A 19,756-nucleotide genomic window follows, 5' to 3' on the forward strand; every position below is an offset into this window, starting at 1 on the left:
TTTTCGCCAAACCCGGTGTGAAGCCGTTTTTCACGGGATTTAAGCACATGCATTGCGGTCCATGCACAGACTTATCCACAATTCGTGTGGATAAGAAAAAACCGCTTGGACATCCGCAACTTGCGGTCTATTCATGGAGCGAACGCGAAGAGTCCCGTGCAAGTCCACCCGGGCCGCCGCGCACCACCGGTCCCCGGCGCGCGACGCCTCCGGACACCGCTACACTCCGGCGCAACCTTTCCGCACGCAGAACGACTCGCCCCGGTCGCCCGCCTCGCCATTCCAGGTCCAAACGCCAACCGCAAGCGACCCCCGGCATGACCGGCGCCCCACCCATCCTCAGGGTGGCGCTTCCGCTGCCCCTGCCGCAACTGTTCGACTACCGCGCGCCGGAGGCGGCCCCCGCCCGGCACGAGGATGCCGGACGCCGCATCCGGGTGCCGTTCGGGTCGCGCGAGTTGGTCGGGGTCGTCGCCGCGCTCGGCGCGCCCGATGCGCCCGGCACCGAGTTGCGCACCGCGCTCGGCTGGCTCGACGAGGCGCCGATGTTCCACGGCGAACTGCTCGCGTCACTGGAATGGCTGGCGCGCTACGTTCATGCACCGCTGGGTGAAGTGCTGGCGACCGCGTTGCCGGCCGCGCTGCGACGTGGCGAGCCCCTCCCGGCGACCCACGCCTGGGCCTGGCGGCTGACCGAAGCCGGCGCGACCGCGCTGTCAGGCCTGCGCAAGGGCGGACGCCCCCGCAGGTTCGCCGACCTGCTAGCGGCGGCACCGCGCGACGAAGGCGCACTCGACGACGCCATGGAAGCGTGGCGTGCCGCGGCACGCGCGCTGGACAAGCGCGGATTGGTCGAACGCTTCGCGATCCCGGCTTCGCAGGTCGCGCCGGCACCGCAACCCGGTCCCGACCTCAACCCCGAGCAGCAGGCCGCTGTCGACGCGCTGCGTTCGGCGCAAGGGTTCACGCCGCACCTGCTCGAAGGCGTGACCGGCAGCGGCAAGACCGAGGTCTACCTGCACGCCATCGCCGACTGCCTGGCGCGCGGCCGGCAGGCGCTGGTGCTGGTGCCCGAGATCGGACTCACGCCGCAGATGCTGGGCCGGTTCCGCGCCCGCCTCGGCGTGCCGGTGCACGCGCTGCATTCGGGGCTCAACGACACCGAGCGCGCGCGCGCCTGGGCCGCGGCCTGGCGTGGAGAGGCCCGGGTCCTCGTCGGCACGCGCTCGGCGGTGTTCGTGCCTTTGCCGCACGCCGGGCTGATCGTCGTGGACGAGGAACACGACGGCAGCTACAAGCAGCAGGACGGCATCCGCTACCACGCGCGTGACTTCGCCCTGGTCCGGGGCAAGGCGCTCGACGTGCCCGTGGTGCTGGGGAGCGCGACGCCATCGCTGGAATCGCTGCACAACGCACGCACCGGCCGCTACCGCCACCTGTCGCTCACCCGGCGCGCGGGCGAGGCCCTGCCGCCACGCGTGCACGTGCTGGACGTGCGCAAGCGCCCCCTCGACGCCGGCCTTGCGCCGGAACTGCTCCAGGCGATGCGCGACGCCGTCGATGCCGGCGGCCAGGTGCTGGTGTTCAAGAACCGCCGCGGCTACGCGCCGGTGCTGGTGTGCCACGACTGCGGCTGGAGCGCGCAGTGCCGTCGCTGCAGCACGACGACCAAGGGCGCGCCGATGACCGTGCACGGCGGCGGCCGCCGCCTGCAGTGCCACCATTGCGGCGCGCGGCGACCGGTGCCGCAGGCCTGCCCGGACTGCGCCAGTCTCGCGCTGCAACCGCAGGGCACCGGCACCGAGCGGCTGGAGGAACTGCTGGTCCAGCGCTTCCGCGACGTGCCCGTCGTGCGCATCGATCGCGGCAGCACGCGGCGCAAGGACGCGCTGCAACGCCGGTTCGATGCGCTTGGCCGGCAGCCTGGCGTGCTGGTCGGCACCCAGATGCTGGCCAAGGGCCACGACCTGCCGAACCTCACCCTGGTGGCCGTGGTCGGCATCGACGAAGGCCTGTTTTCCGCGGACTTCCGCGCCAGCGAAAAGCTGGCGCAACTGCTGGTGCAGGTCTCCGGTCGCGCCGGTCGTTCGGACAAGCCCGGCGAGGTCGTGCTGCAGACCCACCACCCGGACCACCCGCTGCTGCAGACGCTGATCCATGGCGGTTACCGCGCCTTCGCCGACGAGGAACTCCGCCAGCGCGAGGCGGCCGGGTTCCCGCCGTTCGCGCACGTCGCCCTGCTGCGCGCCGAGGCCAAGGCGGCGGCCGCGCCCGTGGATTTCCTGCAGGCGGCGCGCGATGCATTGCAAGCCGCGGCCGGCGCGCGCGACGGCGAGCTGTTGCTGCACGGCCCCGTGCCCGCGCCGATGCCTCGGCGCGCGGGCATGCATCGTGCACAGCTGATGATCGAATCGGTCGACCGGCGCCGGCTGCACGCCGTGCTCGATGGCGCGATGCCGGAGCTGTATGCCGTGCCTGCCGCGCGCAGGGTGCGTTGGTCGCTGGACGTGGATCCGGTCGACTTCTATTGACGCAGGCCCATTCGCCCCACGGTCCCGGCCATGCCCGGCCCCGGTCCGGCGCGCGGGCCGGCAGGCATCGCTCGGTCGTCCCCGGGATTCCGCCAGCCCGTCCTCGGGTCGAGCGCGTGCGGGACCCTAGGTCGCCGTCTTCTTCCGGCCCCTGCGCGCGCGCGGCCGGCTCGCCGGCTGGGGCAGTTCGCGGATTTCCACCACCTGCCCCTGGCGCCTGATCTCGAAGAGATCGGTCGCCTCGAACAGGCTGCTGAGGTTGCGATAGCCGTAGTTGCGCTCGTCGAACGATCCCTGGTTGCGCAGGTGGCTGCCGACCGCGCCCAGGTGGGTCCAGCCATCGTCGTCCGCGGAGGCGGACACCGCGCTGCGCAGCAGGTGCACCAGCGCGGCGTCCTGGCGCAGGTCGGCGCTGCGCTTGGGCTTGACCTGCGCCGCCTGCCCGGGCTCGTCCTCGACGCCGAGCTTCTCAAGGTACAGGAAGGTCGAGCACGCCTTGACGAACGGCTCCGGCGTCTTCTCCTCGCCGAACCCGTAGACACGCATGCTGTCGGCGCGCAGGCGCATCACCAGCGGCGTGAAGTCGGCGTCGCTGGAGACGATGGCGAAGCCGTCGAGGTTGCGCGCATACAGCAGGTCCATGGCATCGATCACCATCGCCATGTCCGAGGCGTTCTTGCCGGTGCTGTAGGCGAACTGCTGGATCGGCTGGATCGCGTACTTGTGCAGCGCGTCCTCCCAGCCCTTGAGCCGGTGGCTCTTCCAGTTGCCGTAGGCGCGGCGCACGTTGGCCACGCCGTGGCGCGCGAGTTCGGTGAGGATCGGGTCGATCTTGCCCGAAGGCGCGTTGTCGGCATCGATGAGCAGGGCGATGCGTTTTCCGTCGTCTGCCATGGTGGTGTCTGCTGGAAGCGGGAAGGAGGCCGCCAGCGGGGGCGCAGGCACGGCGGGCATCGCGCACAATACCCCAACGCCACGACGAAGGCAGTGCGCTTGGAGCAGGAACCAACGAGCCGGGCACGCGCCCACGCCGCCGGGACCATGACGCCCGCGCGGCGGCTTCGCAGCATCTTCAGCGGGTCGGTCGGCAACCTGGTCGAGTGGTACGACTGGTACGTGTACGCGGCGTTCTCGATCTACTTCGCGCGCGCATTCTTCCCGGAGGGCGACCTCACCTCGCAACTGCTCAATACCGCGGCCATCTTCGCCATCGGCTTCCTGATGCGGCCGCTGGGCGGCTGGCTGCTGGGCCGGTACGCCGACCGCCACGGCCGCAAGCGGGCCCTGGTGCTGTCGGTGCTGATGATGTGCACCGGTTCGCTGATCATCACCTTCACCCCCGGGCATGCCTCGATCGGCATCGCCGCCCCGGTGCTGCTGGTGCTGGCGCGGCTGTTGCAGGGCCTGAGCGTTGGCGGCGAGTACGGCACCTCGGCGACCTACCTCAGCGAGATGGCCACCCGCGAGCACCGGGGCTTCTGGTCCAGCTTCCAGTACGTGACGCTGGTGATGGGCCACCTGCTGGCGCTGCTGGTGCTGATCGCCTTGCAACAGTGGCTGCTGACCGACGACCAGCTGCGCGAATGGGGATGGCGGATCCCGTTCGCCATCGGCGCGCTGGCCGCGGTCACCGCGATGTGGCTGCGCGGCAACATGGAGGAAACCGAGTCGTTCGCGCGCAGCGAGGCCGACGCCTCGGCGGCGCACCAGGACAGCCAGGGCACGCTGCGCCTACTGCTGCGGCATCCGCGCGCGCTGCTGACCGTGGTCGGCCTGACCATGGGCGGCACGCTGGCCTTCTATACCTACACCACGTACATGCACAAGTTCCTGGTCAACAGCGCCGGCATGGACAACCACGACGCGTCGCTGCTCAATGCCGGCACCCTGTTCGTGTACATGCTGCTCCAGCCCGCGGTCGGCGCGCTGTCGGACCGCATCGGGCGGCGCCCGATCCTGATCGCCTTCGGCGTGCTCGGCACCTTGCTGACCGTCCCGATCCTGAGCCACCTGCAGTCGGTGCAGAGCGTCGTGGAAGCCTTCTGGCTGATCATGCTCGCGCTGACCATCCTCAGCGGCTACACCGCGATCAATGCGGTGGTGAAGGCGGAGCTGTTCCCGGTCGAGGTCCGCGCGCTGGGCGTCGGCCTGCCGTATGCGCTGACCGTGGCGACGTTCGGCGGAACCGCGGAGTACGTCGCGCTGTGGTTCAAGGGCGCGGGCATGGAGAGCGGCTTCTACTGGTATGTGACCGCCTGCATCGCCTGTTCGCTGGTGGTGTACGTACTGATGCCGGACACCAAGCGCACCTCGCGCATCGACCGCGACACGTAGCCCGGCGTTGCCCCCGGCATCCCGGGCGTCCGCGAGGGCGTCCCCGACGATGGCGACACGCTCCGCTCACTTGACCTGGTCGCATCCATGCCAACGGTGCGGCAGCATCGCCACGGCGTTGGCATCGGCTACGATGAGGGCAGGCCGGCGCGGGGACCGGCCCCTTCCTGCCCGCCGGGCTCCCGGCACGCCGATCGATCGCCCTGCGCGGGCGCAAGGACATGCACCACGATGGTCGAGATTTCCACCGCCAACCTTTTGATTGCGCTCGCGGTGACCACCGCTGCCGGCCTGTGCACCGGGCTGGGCAGCCTCCTGGTGTTCGGGTCGAAGGCGCCCAATGCGCGCCTGCTGGCCTTCGGCCTGGCGTTCGCGGGCGGCGCGATGGTGTTCGTGTCGCTGTCGGAGATCCTCAACAAGTCGGTCCTGGCGTTCTCGACCAGCTATGGCGACAAGGTCGGCTTCACCTACGGCACCTTCGCTTTCCTCGCGGGCGTGCTGATGATCGTGCTGATCGACCGGCTGGTGCCCAACCCGCACGAGCGCCTCGAGGTCGACGATCCGTTCTTCAAGCAGCACAACACCGAATACATCAAGCGCGTCGGCCTGCTCACCGCGTTCGCGATCACCGCGCACAACTTCCCGGAAGGGCTGGCGACCTTCTTCGCGACCCTTGAGAACCCGGCCGTGGGCATGCCACTGGCGTTCGCCATCGCGATCCACAACATCCCCGAGGGCATCGCGATCGCGGTGCCCGTGTACTACGCCACCAGCAACAAGACCTACGCCTTCGTCGCCTGCCTGCTGTCGGGACTGGCCGAACCGGTCGGCGCGATCATCGGCTACGTGCTGCTGCGGCCGTACCTGTCCGACGCGGTGTTCGGCACGGTGTTCGGCGTCATCGCCGGCGTGATGGTGTTCCTGGCGCTGGACGAACTGCTGCCGGCGGCCAAGCGCTACGCCAAGGGCCATGAAACCGTGTACGGCCTGGTGTCCGGCATGGGCGTGCTGGCGGTCAGCCTGGTGTTGTTCAAGTGGTGAGCACCCCGTCGCCCATCGGGACGCGCGGGGCATCGACGCGGATCCCGACCCGATAGCCGGATTCCCTGCCGTCAGGCGCGGTCGATCCGGCAGGCGTAGCAGCCGCGCCGCGCGTTGTGGACGTGCAGGAAGTCGACGGCCGCTTCGCTGAAGTAGCGATCGACCAGCGGCGCAAGTTCCACGCCTTCGACGACCTCGGCGTCCCGCATCCACCCGCCGGCATCGTAGGCACGGACCGACAGCAACCTGCCGCGCTGCTGCTCGGGGACCTCGTTGCGCCAGACGCCCGTCTCCTTCGCGGACTCGTTGACGAAGATCGGACCGTCGGCGCGGTACGGCGTCTCGACGTCCAGGTGCTGCCACGACAGCAGGAGAACCCGGTCCCCGGGCTCGGCGTCCACGAGGGTCACGCGGCACGGGAACCCTGGCCTGGCGTCGACCTACATTCGTCGGATGCCGCGCGCCTGCAGGGCGTCGTCGTCCAGCGCGAACAACGGCTGGAACGGCTGCAGCGGCAATCCGGTGACCACGTAGCCCATGGCACTCGCTCCCGATGGTTCGGGCACAGCCTAGGACGCGGACGCCGGAAGCGATATCCGCATCGTGCACAAGCAAACGGCCCGGTTTCCCGGGCCGTCGTCCAGTCGCCGCGCTGCCCGGCTCAGGCCACGAACAGCGCCTTCATCTTCTTCAGCGCGTTGGCCTCGACCTGCCGGATGCGTTCGGCCGACACGCCGTATTCGTCGGCGAGTTCCTGCAAGGTCACCTTGTTGCTGGCATCCAGCCAGCGGCGGGCGACGATGTCCCGGGAGCGTTCGTCCAATTTCGCCAGCCCCTCGTGCAGCAACTGCAGCTGGCTGTCCTCGTGGTCGATGCGCTCGTAGCTTTCCGACGGATCCTCGTCGTGCGTCATCAGGTAGGCGGCCGGCGCGGGCGGCGCGCGGTCGTTGTCGTCGTCGTCGGCGGTCAGGTCGAAGCCGATGTCGCGACCGGACAGGCGCGACTCCATCTCCAGCACCTCGCGCTCGGGCACGTTGAGGTCGGCCGCGACCGCGCTCACCTCGTCCGCGCTCAGCCAACCCAGGCGCTTCTTGCTCTTGCGCAGGTTGAAGAACAGCTTGCGCTGCGCCTTGGTGGTGGCGACCTTGACGATGCGCCAGTTCTTGATGATGTACTCGTGCATCTCGGCACGGATCCAGTGGACCGCGAAGCTGACCAGGCGCACCCCGACCGCGGGGTCGAACCGCTTGACGGCCTTCATCAGGCCGATGTTGCCTTCCTGGATCAGGTCGCCCAGCGGCAGGCCATAACCGTTGTAGCCGCGGGCGACGTGGACGACGAAACGCAGGTGCGAATGCACCAGTTCGCGCGCGGCCTCCAGGTCCTCCTGGTCGCGGTAGCGGTGGGCGAGCGCCTGCTCCTCCTCGACCGACAGGACGGGGATCTGGTGGACCGCGCCGATGTAGGCGTCCAGCGATCCGAGCGCACTGGGGACGGGCAGGTTGTGGGCGACGAGGGCGTTGCTGGTCATCGTGGTCATGGCGGCCATTTTAGCAGTGGCCATGTGTGACTGCTAAGTCAATGGGAAGTTTCCAGTGTTCTGTTCATGGAACAATCAGGTGGGAGCAGGCGTCACTGGCGACTTAGCACAGGCTCATGGCTGGCCGGGAGGATCCGGGGCCAATGGCGGCAGGGACCAGTCGATCGGCGCGCCCCCCTGGCGAACCAGGTACTGGTTGGCCGCGGAAAAGTGCCCGCACCCGAGGAAGCCGCGGTGCGCCGACAACGGCGACGGATGGGTGGTACGCAGGATGCGGTGGCGGCGCGCATCCACCATCCGCCCCTTGGCCTGCGCATAGCTGCCCCACAGCAGGAATACCAGCCCCTCGCGCTCGCGCGCGAGCGTCTCGACCACGTGGTCGGTGAAACCCTCCCAGCCCTTGCCCTGGTGGCTGCCCGGCCGGCCCGCCTCCACGGTCAGCACGGCGTTGAGCAGCAGCACCCCACGCCGCGCCCACGCCACCAGGTGGCCGTGGTCGGGGCGGGGGATGCCGAGGTCGCGCTCGATTTCCTTGTAGATGTTCTGCAGCGAGGGCGGCACCGGCACGCCCGGCTGTACCGAGAAGCACAGGCCGTGGGCCTGGCCTTCTCCGTGGTACGGATCCTGCCCCAGGACCACCACCTTCACTGCGTCGAACGGCGTGGCGTCGAATGCAGCGAAGATCCGGGGGCCCGGCGGGTAGATGCGGGCGCCCGCGGCCTTGCGCTCGCGCAGGAACCGCGACAGCTGGCGCATGTCGTCGCGCTGCAGCCAGTCGCCGACGCGCGCCTTCCAGGAGGGTTCGAGCCGGATGCGGTCCTCGCCCATGGCCCTAGCGCATCCGCACGGCGGCCGGTGCCGCGGCCAAGGGGGGGTTGCCGCGCGCGGTCACGGCGCGATGTCGGGCATCTCGGGCAGGCGCGACATCCGCAACTGGAACAGCACCTTGGTCACCAGCAGGCGTTCCTCGATCGGCTTGAGCACCAGGTCGTTGGCACCGTCGCGCAGCAAGGCCATCTGGTTGACGCGGTTGAAGTCGCCGGTCATCACCAGCACCGGCAGGCGGCGCTTGCCGTAGCCGAATTCCTCGCGCACCGCCTGCACCAGCTCGCGGCCGCTCAGCTCGCCCTTGAGGTACACGTCGGTCAGCAGCAGGTCGGCGCCGGGCGGGTCGTCGTCGCGCTTCGCGCGCAGGTAGTCCAGCGCTTCCTCGGCGCTGATCATGTGCGTGACCTGCAACTGCTGCGCCTGGAGCATGCGCATGGTCGCCAGCGCCACCGTGCGGCTGTCCTCGATGTAGAGCACGTGCGCGCCGGGGATGGTCTCGGGCTGGACGTAGCCGCGGATGAACGCCGCGAGCGCCTGGTGGCCGTTGGCCTTGTCGAAATAGTCGGTGACGTCCTCGGTGAAGCGCCGCGTCTCCAGGTGCGCCTGCACGTCGCCGGACACCACGATCACCGGCACGTAGCGCTGCCCGGCCGCCTCGCGCACCGCGCGGGCGAGCTGGAGGCCGTCGGCGTCGGGCAGCACCAGCGAGGTCGTGACCAGGTCGACGGGCGCCTGCTCGAGGGCGCTGCGGGCCTCGGACAGGTCCGCGCAACCCACGACCTCGACGTCGGGCAATTCCTGGCGGAGGACGTCGCCGATCAGCTTGCGCACCAGGCGCGAGCCGTCGACCACCATGATCCGCGGCGTATCGCTGGCCAGGTGGCGCATGTCGTGGAGCGTGGTCATCGCCTAGGTCTCGGTCGGGCGCGTCTGGCGCAGGAAGTGCCCGGTCACCACGCGGGCGCCGAGCCAGCCGAGTACCGTCGCACCGGCGAAGACCCAGGCGGCGTGCACCGGGATGAACCCCTGCAGCCCGAAACTGCTGCCGTAGCTGGCGGCCAGGTCGGACACCGCAGGCCGCAGCGCCATCCCGGCCAGGGCGAGCAGGCCCAGCGCCAGCGCACCGGCGGCCAGACCGTACCACGCCCCCAGGTACAGGAACGGCCGGCGGATGAAGCCGTCCGTGGCGCCCAGCAACTGCAGCACGCCGATTTCCTCGCGACGCGACTGGATATCCAGGCGCACCGTGTTGCCCACCACCAGCAACCCGCCCAGGCCGAACAGCGCCGCCAGCACCCAGGCGGTGCGGCCACCGAAGCGCAGCCACCCGTCCAGGCGCTGGCGCCACTGCGCGTCGTGCTGGACCAGCTCGGCCTCCGGCAGCTGGCGCAGGGAATCGGCCACCAGCGCTTCGTCGCCTGCCGGGGTCACGACCAGCACGTGCGGCAGCGGGTTGTCGCCCAGCGCGTCGATCGCCTCGCCGAGGCCGCTGTGGGCGCGCAGCGCCTCCAGGCCCTGGTCGGGCGTCCGGTGCTCCACGCCGCCGACGTTGCCGCGCGCCCGCAATTCGTCTGCCAGCGCGACGACGCGCGCCGCGTCCGTGTCCGGGGCAAGGAACACGCTGATCTCGCGCGACTGCTGCACCGTGCCGGCGAAGCGTTCGACATTGTCCAGCGCGAGCCACAGTCCCAGCGGCAAGGCCAGCGCGATCGCCAGGACACCGACGGTCAGCAGGGTCGCGAACGGCCGGCGGAACAGCCGACCGAAGCTGGCAACCACGCTGTACAAGTGGTGGTCGAGCCAGGTCCCGACCCCGGCGGACGTGCGCGACGGACGCGCCGACGGGCCCTGCAGCGGACGCTCAGGCATCGGCCAGGTCCTCCGGGGCGATGTCGTCGACCAGCCGGCCCTGGTCGAGCACCAGCACCCGCTTGCGCATGCGCTTGACCAGCCCGAGGTCGTGGCTGGCGACCAGCACGCTGGTGCCGTGCTCGGGCAGCGCGGAGAAAAGGGCGAGGATCTCGGCCGACAAGGTCGGGTCGAGGTTGCCGGTCGGTTCGTCGGCGACCAGCAAGCGCGGTTCCGACACGACGGCGCGGGCGATGCCGACGCGCTGCTGTTCGCCCGCGGACAGCTGGGTGGGCAAGGCGCGTTCGCGATCGCCCAATCCCAGCCGTTCGAGCACGCTGCGCACGCGCTTGCCGATCTCGCCGCGACGCATGCCGCGCAGGATCAGCGGCAGGGCGATGTTCTCGAACACGCTGCGGTCGGTCAGCAGGCGGTGGTCCTGGAAGACCACGCCGACTTCGCGCCGGTGCATGGCCACCCGGCGGCCGCGCACCTTGAGCAGGTTGCGCTCGCCGAACAGCACCGCGCCGCGGCTGGGGCGCTCGGAGAGGTGGATCAACTTCAGCAGGGTGCTCTTTCCCGCTCCGGAGTGCCCGGTGACGAACAGCATTTCGCCCGCGCCGACATCGAAGCTCACGTCCTCGAGCGCCACCCGCCCGCCCGGGTACTGCTTGCTGACGGAATCGAAACGCAGGACGGTCATGGCGGTCCGGGGCTGGATGTCGGGATCGGGTGCATCGCCCGATGGCGTCGATTATGACCGCCTCGGTGCAGGCAATCATCCCGGCGCCCGGCGCGGCGCGGGCAACGACGCTCGCGTTGCCGCGCGGGACCGCCGCGTCGTGGCGAGCGCGCCTAGTGCTGGGACCGCGGCGCGCGCTTGACCAGTTTCCTGAGGCCCTGGCCGATGCGCGAGAACAGCGACGGCCCGGACTCGGCCTTCGGCGCAGCGCCGGTCTTGGCGGCCACCTGGCGCGGGCGGGCGGGCTTGGCGTCGGCGCGGCCGGCGCGCTCCCCGGGCTTGTCGGCGCGCTTGTTCGCCGGCCGGTCCGGCCGTGGCTTGCGTGGCGCGGGCGTGGACTCGGCGGCTGCTGGGCTGGCGCCCTCGGCGTCCTTCAGGCGACGTCCACCACGCCGCCGGCGGCGCTTGCGGGGCGGGCGTTCGCCGTCCGCCCCTGCGGCGGGCGCGGGCGCGGGTGCGGCCGCGGGCTTGGGGGCGTCTGGCTTTGGCGCGTCGGCCTGGACCACGGACTCGTCCTTCGCCGCCGCCTCGCGGGGCGGACGCGGCTTGCGTTCGCGCGGCGGGGCACCGGGGGCACCGGTACCGCGGCCACGGCCGGCGCTGCGACCACCGCCCCGGCGGGCGTCTTCGGCGGCCCGCTGCTCGCGCGCCTCCTTGAAGATCTCGCCGATGCTCTCCTCGTCGCCCTCGGCATCGGCACGCGGCTTGCGCGGCAAGGCCGTCAACAGTTCCTGCGTGACCGGCTCGACCGGGATCTTCTGCTCGATGTAGGCCTCTATGTCCGGGAGCGACATCGCGTAGCGTTCGCAGGCGAAGCTGATGGCATCACCCTCGGCGCCAAGGCGCGCGGTGCGGCCGATGCGGTGCACGTAGTCCTCGGCGTCGAACGGCAGGTCGTAGTTGTAGACGTGCGACACGCCGTCGATATGCAGGCCGCGCGCGGCCACGTCGGTGGCGACCAGCAGCTCGAGCTTGCCGGCCTGGAATTTCTTCAGCAGGGTCTCGCGCTTCTTCTGCGGCACGTCGCCCGACAGCACGCCGACGCGGTAGCCGGCCCGCTCCAGCGCGCGCGCGACCCGCTCGACGAAGACCTTGGTGTTGACGAACACCATCGTCCGCGCGCCCTCGCTGCGCGACAGCAGGCCCAGCAGCAACTTCAGCTTCTCGTCGTCGGCCGGGAAGTACATCGCCTGCCGCACCTTGGCGTTGGTGATGAACTCGGTCTCCACCACGATCTTCTCGGGCTCGTTCATGTGCTCGTAGGCCAGCTCCAGCACGCGATGGCTGAGCGTTGCCGAGAACAGCAGGGTCTGCCGCTCGGTGCGCACCGGCATGCGGCGCAGCAGGAAGCGGATGTCCTTGATGAAGCCCAAGTCGAACATGCGGTCGGCCTCGTCGAGCACGCAGGCCTCGCAGGCGTGCAGGGACACGACCTTGTGCTGCTTGACGTAGTCGATGAGGCGGCCGGGCGTGGCGATGATGACGTCGACGCCTTCCTGCAGCAGCGCCCGCTGCTTGTCGTAGTCGACGCCGCCGTAGACGAGGGCGAAGCGCAGGCCGAGGTCGGACGCGAACTTCACCGCGTCCTTGTGGATCTGGATCGCCAGTTCGCGGGTCGGGGCCAGGATCAGCGCACGCGGATCGCCCGGCTGGCGCTCTGCCAGCGCGGGCCGCGTGAGCAGGCGGTTGATGACCGCGATCAGGAAGGCCAGCGTCTTGCCGGTGCCGGTCTGGGCCTGCCCGGCGACATCGCGCCCGGAGAGCGCGAGCGGCAGGGTCAACGCCTGGATCGGCGTGCAACGCGTGAATCCGGCGGCCTCGAGTCCGGCCAGCAGGCTCGGGTGCAGGTCGAAGGAGGAGAAGGTGACGTCGGTAAGGGGTTTTTCGCTCATGCGGGAATTCTTGGGGCTCCGCGCGACAGGCGCGCTTGCGTGGAAGGCGGCAGCCAAGCAGACTGCGCGGGCGATGGTCGGGAAGTCAGTGGCCCGGGGAACGTCCCCGGTTCGCCCATGGGCCAGCCCTTGATCGGATCCGGATCGATGCGCCCACCGGCTTGCGGCGAGCGTGCTTGAATCGCACCGGGAATCGCCCCAGTTTATCAGTTACTTGCCGGCACGATGCCCGTGGCCGTCGCCCAGCCCAAGGAGAACCCCGTGAGCGAACACCTGATCCATGCCTCCGATGCCGATTTCGACCAGACCGTCCTGGCGTCGGACGAACCGGTCCTGGTGGACTTCTGGGCCCCGTGGTGCGGGCCGTGCAAGATGATCGCCCCCGCCCTGGACGAATTGGCCGACACGTATGCCGGCCGGGCGAAAGTGGTCAAGATCGACATCGACCAGAACCGCGCGACCGCGATGAAGTACCACGTGCGCTCGATCCCGATGCTGCTGCTGTTCAAGGGCGGCCAGGTCGAGGCGACGCAGATCGGCGCCGTCGGCAAGGCGCAGCTGGCGCAGATGATCGACAAGGCGCTCTGAGGGCTGCCAGCCGTTGCGCGAACGACTGATGGCATCTTCCCGCCGACGCCCGGCGGGACGCCCGTCCACCCCTCCCGGACGGGCTCCCACGCTGAACGATCTTGCCGGCGCGCTTGCCGGCAGCCCTGCGCGGTGCTAGTTTCGCCCTGCACCGGCGCGATCCAGGCGCCGCACCCCGTCTGAAAGCTCCCCATTCCCAGCTCCCGCCCGTCTCCGGGCGCTCGCAGCAAGCGAGGATTTTCCACTTTGTCCGACAACACCTCCGATTCCGGCGACACCGCCGAGAAGCGCGTGCGCAAGCCGCGCGTCGTCAAGAAACCCAAGGCCGACAAGGCCGACGCCCCCGCGGCGGCCGAAGCCGCCCCGACCCCCAAGCCCGAATCGTCGCAAGACAAGTCGTCCGGCGACGGCGGGCAGAAGGATGCTTCCGGTGGCCAGCCCCAGGGCGGCGACCAGCACAACCAGTCCAAGCAGCATGACGGCGGCCACCGCCAGGGCAACCGCCGGGACCGCCACCGCAATCGCCGCAACCGCCCCGGCGGGCGCGATGACGGTTTGCCGCGCGACGACAACAACGACCAAGGCCAGCGCCTGCCGCCGCCGAACATCCCGGAGGGCTTTCCGCAGTACTCGCTGAGCGACCTCAAGCGGATGCCGGCGCAGAAGCTGATGGACATCGCCGAGCAGCTGGACATCCACGAGGGCGTGGCGCGCTCGCGCAAGCAGGAAGTGATCTTCGCCCTGCTCAAGGTGCTGACCCGGCACGGCGAGGGCGTGGTCGCCGACGGCGTGCTCGAGCTGCTGCCCGATGGCTTCGGCTTCCTGCGCGCGGCCGAGGCCAGCTACCTGGCCGGCCCCGACGACGTCTACATCAGCCCCAGCCAGATCCGCCGCTTCAACCTGCGCACCGGCGACCACCTCTCCGGCCGCATCCGCTGGCCCAAGGACGGCGAACGCTATTTCGCGCTGTCGGTGCTCGACACCATCAACGGCGAGCCGCTGGAAGCCAGCAAGGGCAAGGTGCTGTTCGAGAACCTGACGCCGCTATTCCCGCGCCAGCGCTTCAAGCTCGAGCGCGGCGACGGCTCCAGCGAGGACATCGCCGGGCGCGTGCTCGACCTGATGGCCCCGCAAGGCAAGGGCCAGCGCGCGCTGATCGTGTCGCCGCCCAAGGCCGGCAAGACGATCATGATGCAGCAGATCGCCACCGCCATCACCACCAACCATCCCGACACGCACCTGATCGTGCTGCTGATCGACGAGCGGCCCGAGGAAGTGACCGAGATGCAGCGCACCGTGCGCGGCGAGGTGATCTCCTCGACCTTCGACGAGCCCGCCGCGCGCCACGTGCAGGTCGCCGAGATGGTGATCGAACGCGCCAAGCGCCTGGTCGAGCACAAGAAGGACGTGGTGATCCTGCTCGACTCGATCACCCGCCTGGCCCGCGCCTACAACAACGTGGTGCCGAGCTCCGGCAAGGTGCTGACCGGTGGCGTCGACGCCAACGCGCTGCACCGTCCGAAGCGCTTCTTCGGCGCCGCGCGCAACGTCGAGGAGGGCGGCTCGCTGACGATCATCGCCACCGCGCTGGTCGACACCGGCAGCGCCATGGACAAGGTGATCTACGAGGAGTTCAAGGGCACCGGCAACTCCGAGGTGCACCTGGACCGCCGCATCACCGAGAAGCGCGTCTACCCGGCGATCAACGTCAACCAGTCCGGCACGCGCCGCGAGGACTTGCTGATCGAGCCGGACCTGCTGCAGAAGATCTGGATCCTGCGCAAGCTGCTGCACCCGATGGACGAGATCGCCGCGATGGAGTTCCTGCTCGACAAGATGAAGACCACCAAGTCGAACGAGGAATTCTTCTCGTCGATGAAACGCTGAGCGATCCCGCCAGCGTGCCCGGAGCGCCCCGCCATGCGGGGCGTTTCCGTTCCTGCTCCCTGGTGGACCGTTGCCGCTACGAGAGCGCGGCGTCCTCCGGCGCGGGTGCCTTCCCGCTCGGCGCTGCTTTCACGGGGCGTTGCTCCCCCGGACCGGCGATGCACACGCGGTTGCGGCCTTCGCGCTTGGCCCGGTACATGGCGGCATCCGCCCGGCCCAACCAGCTCTGCCAGTCGTCGTCGGGTTCGCGGATCGTCGCGCCGATGGACACGGTGACGGGTGGATGTTCTGACGAGAACTCCTGTTCAACGGCACTGCGAACGTTCTCGGCGACCCGCTGCAACGCGCCGGCATCGACCCCCGGCACCAGCAGGACGAACTCCTCGCCGCCATAGCGGAACAGGGAGTCGCCACGCCGGATCCGGCTCATCACGATCGCCACGAAGCGCGACAACACCCGGTCCCCGGCCTCGTGGCCGTGGCGGTCGTTGATCCGCTTGAAATGGTCCAGGTCCAGGATCGCCAGGCCGCAGGGCTCGTCCACCTCGCGCCTGCCCGCCACCGCGCCACGCAAGGCCGCCTCCATCGCCAGCCGGTTCTTGGCGCCGGTCAGGGTGTCGTGCGCGGCCAGGGCTTCCAGGCGGATCCGCTGCGATTCGGTGCGGCTGGCGAAAACCGCGGCGAACAGGATCGTCACCGAGGCCGTGGCCGCGAACATCCAGGCCTCGAGTGCGCTGGCGAACGCGGATCCCTCGATCAGGATGATCGCGATCGCCGCGACGGCGATCGCCAACGCCCAGCGTCGCTGCACCAGCAGGAAGTTCGCGAGCAGGATCGGGCCCATCCAGAACAAACCCGCCAGCCCGAACATCTTCGCGACCACCAGTCCCCCGGTGGTGCTGGTCAGCATCACCGCCAGTCCGGCGTAAGCGACGTTGCCGCCGCGCCAAGCGTACAGGACGCCGCCGATGATGCAGGCCAGGATGCCCATGTCGACGACCGCCGCCAGCAGGTCGCCGGACATCACCCGGTAGACCGCGAATGGCACGATCGCCAGGACCGCGATCAGGCCGAACAGCAGGATGACGACCAGCTGGAAATTATCTCTTGTAGGTGAAGCCGCCAAGGCGCTCCCCGCCGGTGGCGCAAAGCCCCCGTATGCGCGGATTGGACCCCGCGCGCGGCTTGAGCGCAAGCTGCGCTGCCGTATGGTGCCCGCCTCCGGCCCCGGCGCCCGCCTTCGCGGCGCCGCGGGCGACATGCCATCCGATGCCCTGCACGGCACCGCGCGCCACGTGCGGATCGCCGAGATGATGGTCCAACGCGCCAAGCGCCTGGTGGAGCACGAAAGGGGGCTGGTGATCTAGGAGTCGTTCAAGGGCACCGCCAACTCCGAGGTGCGCCTGGACCGCCGCATCACTGCGATGCGGGGCTTCTTGCTTGTTGCTGGCCGCCAGCCTAGCCATCGCCCAGTGGCGTCAAGAGTCGCAACCCTTCGCCGACGGGATGGACGCCATTGGCCGCATAGCTGTCCGGGCTGTCGCTGGCGTTCAACTCCTCCAGGAGCCACGGCGCGGTCTGACGAGGCCCCGGAACGTACGTGTCCCACTGCCCGTACTTGCCCCGCCTCGAACCAACACTATCGGCGAGTGTGAACTCGACCGGCACGCGCACCGACCAGAACTCCGCATCGGCTTCACTCCCGACACGGGGCGGAACGAACCGCCAACGCCGGGCGGCCTTCATCGCCGCACCCGCCAGCGCCTCGCGGCCGCTCCGCATCTGTTTGTCCGTGCCGACCACGGTGAGATTGACCTGTTCGGCGAACGAATCCTCGACCTTGCCGTCCCGGCCAATGCGAAGGACCAGGTACACCGTGCCCTGCACGCCCGCCCAGTAAGCGGCAGGCGGGTATTCAGGCGGACGCATCTGGGCGGACGTGACCTGCTGTTCGCGCGCGACCGTGCCATCGCCACCGAACACGCCGCTGCGAATCCGCAACTGGAAAGCATCGTCCGCCAGTTTCGTTGCGACCAGTCGCAAACTCATCTTCGCGCGCGCCTTGACTGGCTTACCGTCGACCGCCACCGGCTCGAAACGCCAGCCTGGCGCATGCCTGTCGACCAGTTCGACCACGGCAGGCGGCAAGGCCTCGGGCTTGTCCAGCGCATGGCGCTCCACGCGGCCCTCCGCGTCGATATCGACGGTGCCGGTCACGAGCATCGAAGACTCGGCCTGCTTTCTCGCTTCATCCTTGCCTGCAGCAAACGCCCCCGCAGCGCAGGCCCACAGGACCATTGCCAGCCATGCCCCTCGCTTCATTGCCATCCTCCGTGCCAGCGTCGTGGAGAGCATATCGGCTGTCCGGGCGGCGGGCGAGGTACGCCGTTCGCGAGATCCGCCGGCGCGCTCGGCAAAGGCTTCCGCGCATAATCGCTGCAGGAGGTGCCCATGCACGGCAGCGGCCTGCAACTCGCGTTGGTGTTCCTGCTCGCGGCGGTGATCGCGGTGCCGCTGTTCAAGCGCTTCGGGCTGGGCGCCGTGCTGGGGTACCTGGCCGCGGGGCTGGCGCTGGGTCCGGACGGGGCGGCGGTGGTGCGCGATGCCGAGCCGGTGCTGGCGGCCAGCGAGATCGGCGTGGTGATAATGCTGTTCGTCATCGGCCTGGAGTTGTCGCTGCCGCGGCTGAAGCTGATGCGCAAGCCGGTGTTTGGCGCCGGCGGCCTGCAGGTGGCGCTCTGCGCGCTGGCGCTGGGCGCGTTCGCGCTGATGGACGGGATGCGCTGGCAGGCGGCGCTGGTGGTCGGCCTAGGCCTGGCTTTGTCGTCGACGGCGGTGAGCCTGCAGCTGCTGTCGGAACGCCGTGCGCTGGGCACCGGGCATGGCCGGCTGGCCTTCGCGATCCTGCTTTTCCAGGACATCGCCGCCATCCCGCTGATCGCCGCCGTGCCGTTGCTGGGCCAGGCCAGCGCCACCGACGGCCAGCCGGTGTGGATGAACCTGCTGCAGGCGGTCGCCGCGATCGCGGTGGTGGTGCTCGGCGGCCGGCTGCTGCTGCGCCAGCTGTTCCGGGTGGCGGTGCGCATCGGCGTGCCGGAAATGATGACCGCCAGCGCCTTGCTCGCCGTGCTGGGCGCGGCCTGGGTGATGCAGCTGGCGGGCCTGAGCATGGGCCTGGGCGCGTTCCTGGCCGGCGTGCTGCTGGCCGATTCGGAGTTCCGCCACGAGATCGAATCGCAGATCGCGCCCTTCAAGGGCCTGCTGCTCGGCCTGTTCTTCATGGCCGTGGGCATGAGCATCGACCTGGACCGCGTCGCCGCCGAACCCGCGGCCATCCTGGCCGGGCTGGCGGTGCTGATGGTGGTCAAGTTCTCGATCCTGTTCGCGATCGGGCTGCGGCCCGGCGGCCTGTCGCGGCCGGAGGCCTTGCGGCTCGGCGGCGTGCTCGCGCTCGGCGGCGAATTCGCCTTCGTGGTGTTCACCGAGGCCAGCCGCACGGGATTGCTGGACGCGGCCACGCACGACCGCCTGCTGGCGATCGTCGGGCTCTCGATGGCGATCACGCCCTTGCTGGTGATCGCGATCGGATGGTTGCTGCGCGCCAGCGAGCGCGGCGACGAGCCCGCCGCCAAGCGCGACTACGATCCGATGCCCGAGTCCGCGCACCCGCAGGTCATCGTCGCCGGCTTCGGCCGGTTCGGCCAGATCGTGGCGCGCCTGCTGGCGGCGCAGAAGATCCCGTTCGTCGCCCTGGAAGCCGATCCCGACACCGTGGACTTCGTGCGCCGCTTCGGCAATCGCATCCACTACGGCGACCCCGCCCGCCAGGAGCTGCTGCGCGCGGCGGGTGCCGCCGAGGCCCGCGTGTTCATCAACGCCATCGAGGACATCGACCACGGACTGGAGGTGACGCGCACCGTGCGTCGCCTGTATCCGCACCTGCGCGTGTTCGCCCGGGCCCACGACCGGCGCCACGCCTGGCAGCTGATGGACGAGGGCGTGGAGGTGTTCCGCGAAACTTTCGCCTCGGCGCTGGAGATGGGCCGCGACGTGCTGGTATCGCTGGACGTCGACCGCGCCGTGGCCGAGGCACGCACGCAACGCTTCCGCGAGCACGACGAGGCCATGCTGGCCAGCCAGCACGCGATCTACGAGGACGAGGACGCCCTGGTGGCGAGCGCGCAGGCGGGGCGCCGGGAACTGGAGCGCCTGTTCGAGGCCGACCGTGGCGGCGACGACACCGCGCGGGGTGAGGATGGCGCCGGCACGCCAGGATCGTAGTGCCGCCACCGCGCCGGGGCTGCGTGCGGAGCGCACCTCGCGACCACACGCGGTTCCGCGATCCCCAGGCATCAACGCGAGTGCGGTGGGTGCAAGCGTTGCCGTTCCTGCTGCAAGTCGCCGTGCGCCCGGCTCGCGCAAGAGACGCCTTGCCGCTGCCTGCGTGTCGCCGATAACGCGGCTCGCGCAGGGCACGCTCCCTGCTTCTTGCGTGTCGCCGCTAGCGCGGCTCGCGCAGGACACG

At 69.9% G+C, this 19,756-nt stretch carries 15 protein-coding genes and 1 pseudogene; 6 read left to right on the forward strand and 10 right to left on the reverse strand.

Annotated elements, in window-relative coordinates; translation table 11 throughout:
- The first annotated feature begins 317 nt into the window (after positions 1–317).
- Positions 318–2,531 (forward strand): primosomal protein N', encoded by a 2,214-nt coding sequence (locus ABD970_RS02005; protein WP_345293824.1) that lies wholly within the window; start codon positions 318–320, stop codon positions 2,529–2,531.
- Positions 2,532–2,657: 126 nt separating this feature from the next.
- Here ABD970_RS02005 and ABD970_RS02010 read toward each other — a convergent pair whose 3' ends face one another.
- Complete coding sequence (locus ABD970_RS02010) at positions 2,658–3,425, reverse strand: NYN domain-containing protein (protein ID WP_345293825.1); 768 nt, start codon at positions 3,423–3,425, stop codon at positions 2,658–2,660.
- A gap of 147 nt (positions 3,426–3,572) precedes the next feature.
- Here ABD970_RS02010 and ABD970_RS02015 point away from each other — a divergent pair, with 147 nt between their 5' ends.
- Together ABD970_RS02015 and zupT are read left to right on the forward strand one after the other, a co-directional pair.
- Complete coding sequence (locus ABD970_RS02015) at positions 3,573–4,865, forward strand: MFS transporter (RefSeq protein ID WP_345293826.1); 1,293 nt, start codon at positions 3,573–3,575, stop codon at positions 4,863–4,865.
- 231 nt (positions 4,866–5,096) lie between these two features.
- Positions 5,097–5,906, forward strand: a complete 810-nt coding sequence (zupT, locus tag ABD970_RS02020) for a zinc transporter ZupT (RefSeq protein ID WP_345293827.1) — start codon at positions 5,097–5,099, stop codon at positions 5,904–5,906.
- A 71-nt stretch (positions 5,907–5,977) separates the two neighbouring features.
- Here the strand turns inward: zupT and ABD970_RS02025 are convergent.
- The 7 genes and pseudogenes from ABD970_RS02025 to rhlB form a co-directional block, all read right to left on the reverse strand.
- A pseudogene (locus ABD970_RS02025) lies at positions 5,978–6,319 on the reverse strand (DUF1203 domain-containing protein); the annotation flags it as partial.
- A 248-nt stretch (positions 6,320–6,567) separates the two neighbouring features.
- Positions 6,568–7,446, reverse strand: a complete 879-nt coding sequence (rpoH, locus tag ABD970_RS02030) for an RNA polymerase sigma factor RpoH (RefSeq protein WP_345293828.1) — start codon at positions 7,444–7,446, stop codon at positions 6,568–6,570.
- Between the two features lie 114 nt (positions 7,447–7,560).
- Positions 7,561–8,274 (reverse strand): uracil-DNA glycosylase, encoded by a 714-nt coding sequence (ung, locus tag ABD970_RS02035; RefSeq protein ID WP_345293829.1) that lies wholly within the window; start codon positions 8,272–8,274, stop codon positions 7,561–7,563.
- A 60-nt stretch (positions 8,275–8,334) separates the two neighbouring features.
- A complete protein-coding gene (locus tag ABD970_RS02040) occupies positions 8,335–9,180 on the reverse strand; it encodes a response regulator (RefSeq protein ID WP_345293830.1) in 846 nt (281 codons plus the stop codon).
- A 3-nt stretch (positions 9,181–9,183) separates the two neighbouring features.
- Positions 9,184–10,143, reverse strand: coding sequence for a permease-like cell division protein FtsX (gene ftsX, locus ABD970_RS02045; protein ID WP_345293831.1), 960 nt, complete (start codon positions 10,141–10,143; stop codon positions 9,184–9,186).
- Positions 10,136–10,825, reverse strand: a complete 690-nt coding sequence (gene ftsE / locus ABD970_RS02050; RefSeq protein WP_345293832.1) for a cell division ATP-binding protein FtsE — start codon at positions 10,823–10,825, stop codon at positions 10,136–10,138. The genes ftsX and ftsE overlap by 8 nt, the downstream gene beginning before the upstream one ends.
- A gap of 152 nt (positions 10,826–10,977) precedes the next feature.
- Positions 10,978–12,756, reverse strand: coding sequence for an ATP-dependent RNA helicase RhlB (rhlB, locus tag ABD970_RS02055; protein ID WP_345293833.1), 1,779 nt, complete (start codon positions 12,754–12,756; stop codon positions 10,978–10,980).
- 261 nt (positions 12,757–13,017) lie between these two features.
- On the opposite strand from rhlB, the gene trxA reads away from it, so the two are divergent.
- Both trxA and rho read left to right on the forward strand, forming a co-directional pair.
- Positions 13,018–13,344 carry a thioredoxin TrxA gene (trxA, locus tag ABD970_RS02060; protein ID WP_345293834.1) on the forward strand — a complete coding sequence of 109 codons (327 nt, stop codon included), beginning with the start codon at positions 13,018–13,020 and terminating at the stop codon, positions 13,342–13,344.
- Between the two features lie 246 nt (positions 13,345–13,590).
- Entirely contained in the window at positions 13,591–15,231 is a 1,641-nt protein-coding gene (gene rho / locus ABD970_RS02065; protein ID WP_425563026.1) for a transcription termination factor Rho, read from the forward strand.
- A gap of 76 nt (positions 15,232–15,307) precedes the next feature.
- On the opposite strand, the gene ABD970_RS02070 is transcribed toward rho, so the two are convergent.
- Positions 15,308–16,357, reverse strand: a complete 1,050-nt coding sequence (locus ABD970_RS02070) for a GGDEF domain-containing protein (protein ID WP_345293835.1) — start codon at positions 16,355–16,357, stop codon at positions 15,308–15,310.
- Positions 16,358–16,689: 332 nt separating this feature from the next.
- Positions 16,690–17,703 (reverse strand): energy transducer TonB, encoded by a 1,014-nt coding sequence (locus ABD970_RS02075; RefSeq protein WP_345293836.1) that lies wholly within the window; start codon positions 17,701–17,703, stop codon positions 16,690–16,692.
- Here ABD970_RS02075 and ABD970_RS02080 point away from each other — a divergent pair.
- Positions 17,683–19,512, forward strand: a complete 1,830-nt coding sequence (locus ABD970_RS02080) for a monovalent cation:proton antiporter-2 (CPA2) family protein (protein WP_345293837.1) — start codon at positions 17,683–17,685, stop codon at positions 19,510–19,512. The two genes, ABD970_RS02075 and ABD970_RS02080, sit on opposite strands and share 21 nt — an antisense overlap.
- Positions 19,513–19,756 lie beyond the last annotated feature (244 nt).

This window comes from Luteimonas vadosa (assembly GCF_039543545.1).
GTDB classification, from domain to species: domain Bacteria; phylum Pseudomonadota; class Gammaproteobacteria; order Xanthomonadales; family Xanthomonadaceae; genus Luteimonas; species Luteimonas vadosa.

Bases quoted from the DNA above. Each gene is read 5' to 3' on its own strand.
- ABD970_RS02015 (WP_345293826.1), top strand. From the start codon at position 3,573: ATGACGCCCGCGCGGCGGCTTCGCAGCATCTTCAGCGGGTCGGTCGGC.
- ung (WP_345293829.1), bottom strand. From the start codon at position 8,274: ATGGGCGAGGACCGCATCCGGCTCGAACCCTCCTGGAAGGCGCGCGTC.
- ftsE (WP_345293832.1), bottom strand. From the start codon at position 10,825: ATGACCGTCCTGCGTTTCGATTCCGTCAGCAAGCAGTACCCGGGCGGG.
- rhlB (WP_345293833.1), bottom strand. From the start codon at position 12,756: ATGAGCGAAAAACCCCTTACCGACGTCACCTTCTCCTCCTTCGACCTG.
- rpoH (WP_345293828.1), bottom strand. From the start codon at position 7,446: ATGACCACGATGACCAGCAACGCCCTCGTCGCCCACAACCTGCCCGTC.
- ABD970_RS02080 (WP_345293837.1), top strand. From the start codon at position 17,683: ATGCACGGCAGCGGCCTGCAACTCGCGTTGGTGTTCCTGCTCGCGGCG.
- ABD970_RS02040 (WP_345293830.1), bottom strand. From the start codon at position 9,180: ATGACCACGCTCCACGACATGCGCCACCTGGCCAGCGATACGCCGCGG.
- zupT (WP_345293827.1), top strand. From the start codon at position 5,097: ATGGTCGAGATTTCCACCGCCAACCTTTTGATTGCGCTCGCGGTGACC.
- ftsX (WP_345293831.1), bottom strand. From the start codon at position 10,143: ATGCCTGAGCGTCCGCTGCAGGGCCCGTCGGCGCGTCCGTCGCGCACG.
- ABD970_RS02010 (WP_345293825.1), bottom strand. From the start codon at position 3,425: ATGGCAGACGACGGAAAACGCATCGCCCTGCTCATCGATGCCGACAAC.
- ABD970_RS02005 (WP_345293824.1), top strand. From the start codon at position 318: ATGACCGGCGCCCCACCCATCCTCAGGGTGGCGCTTCCGCTGCCCCTG.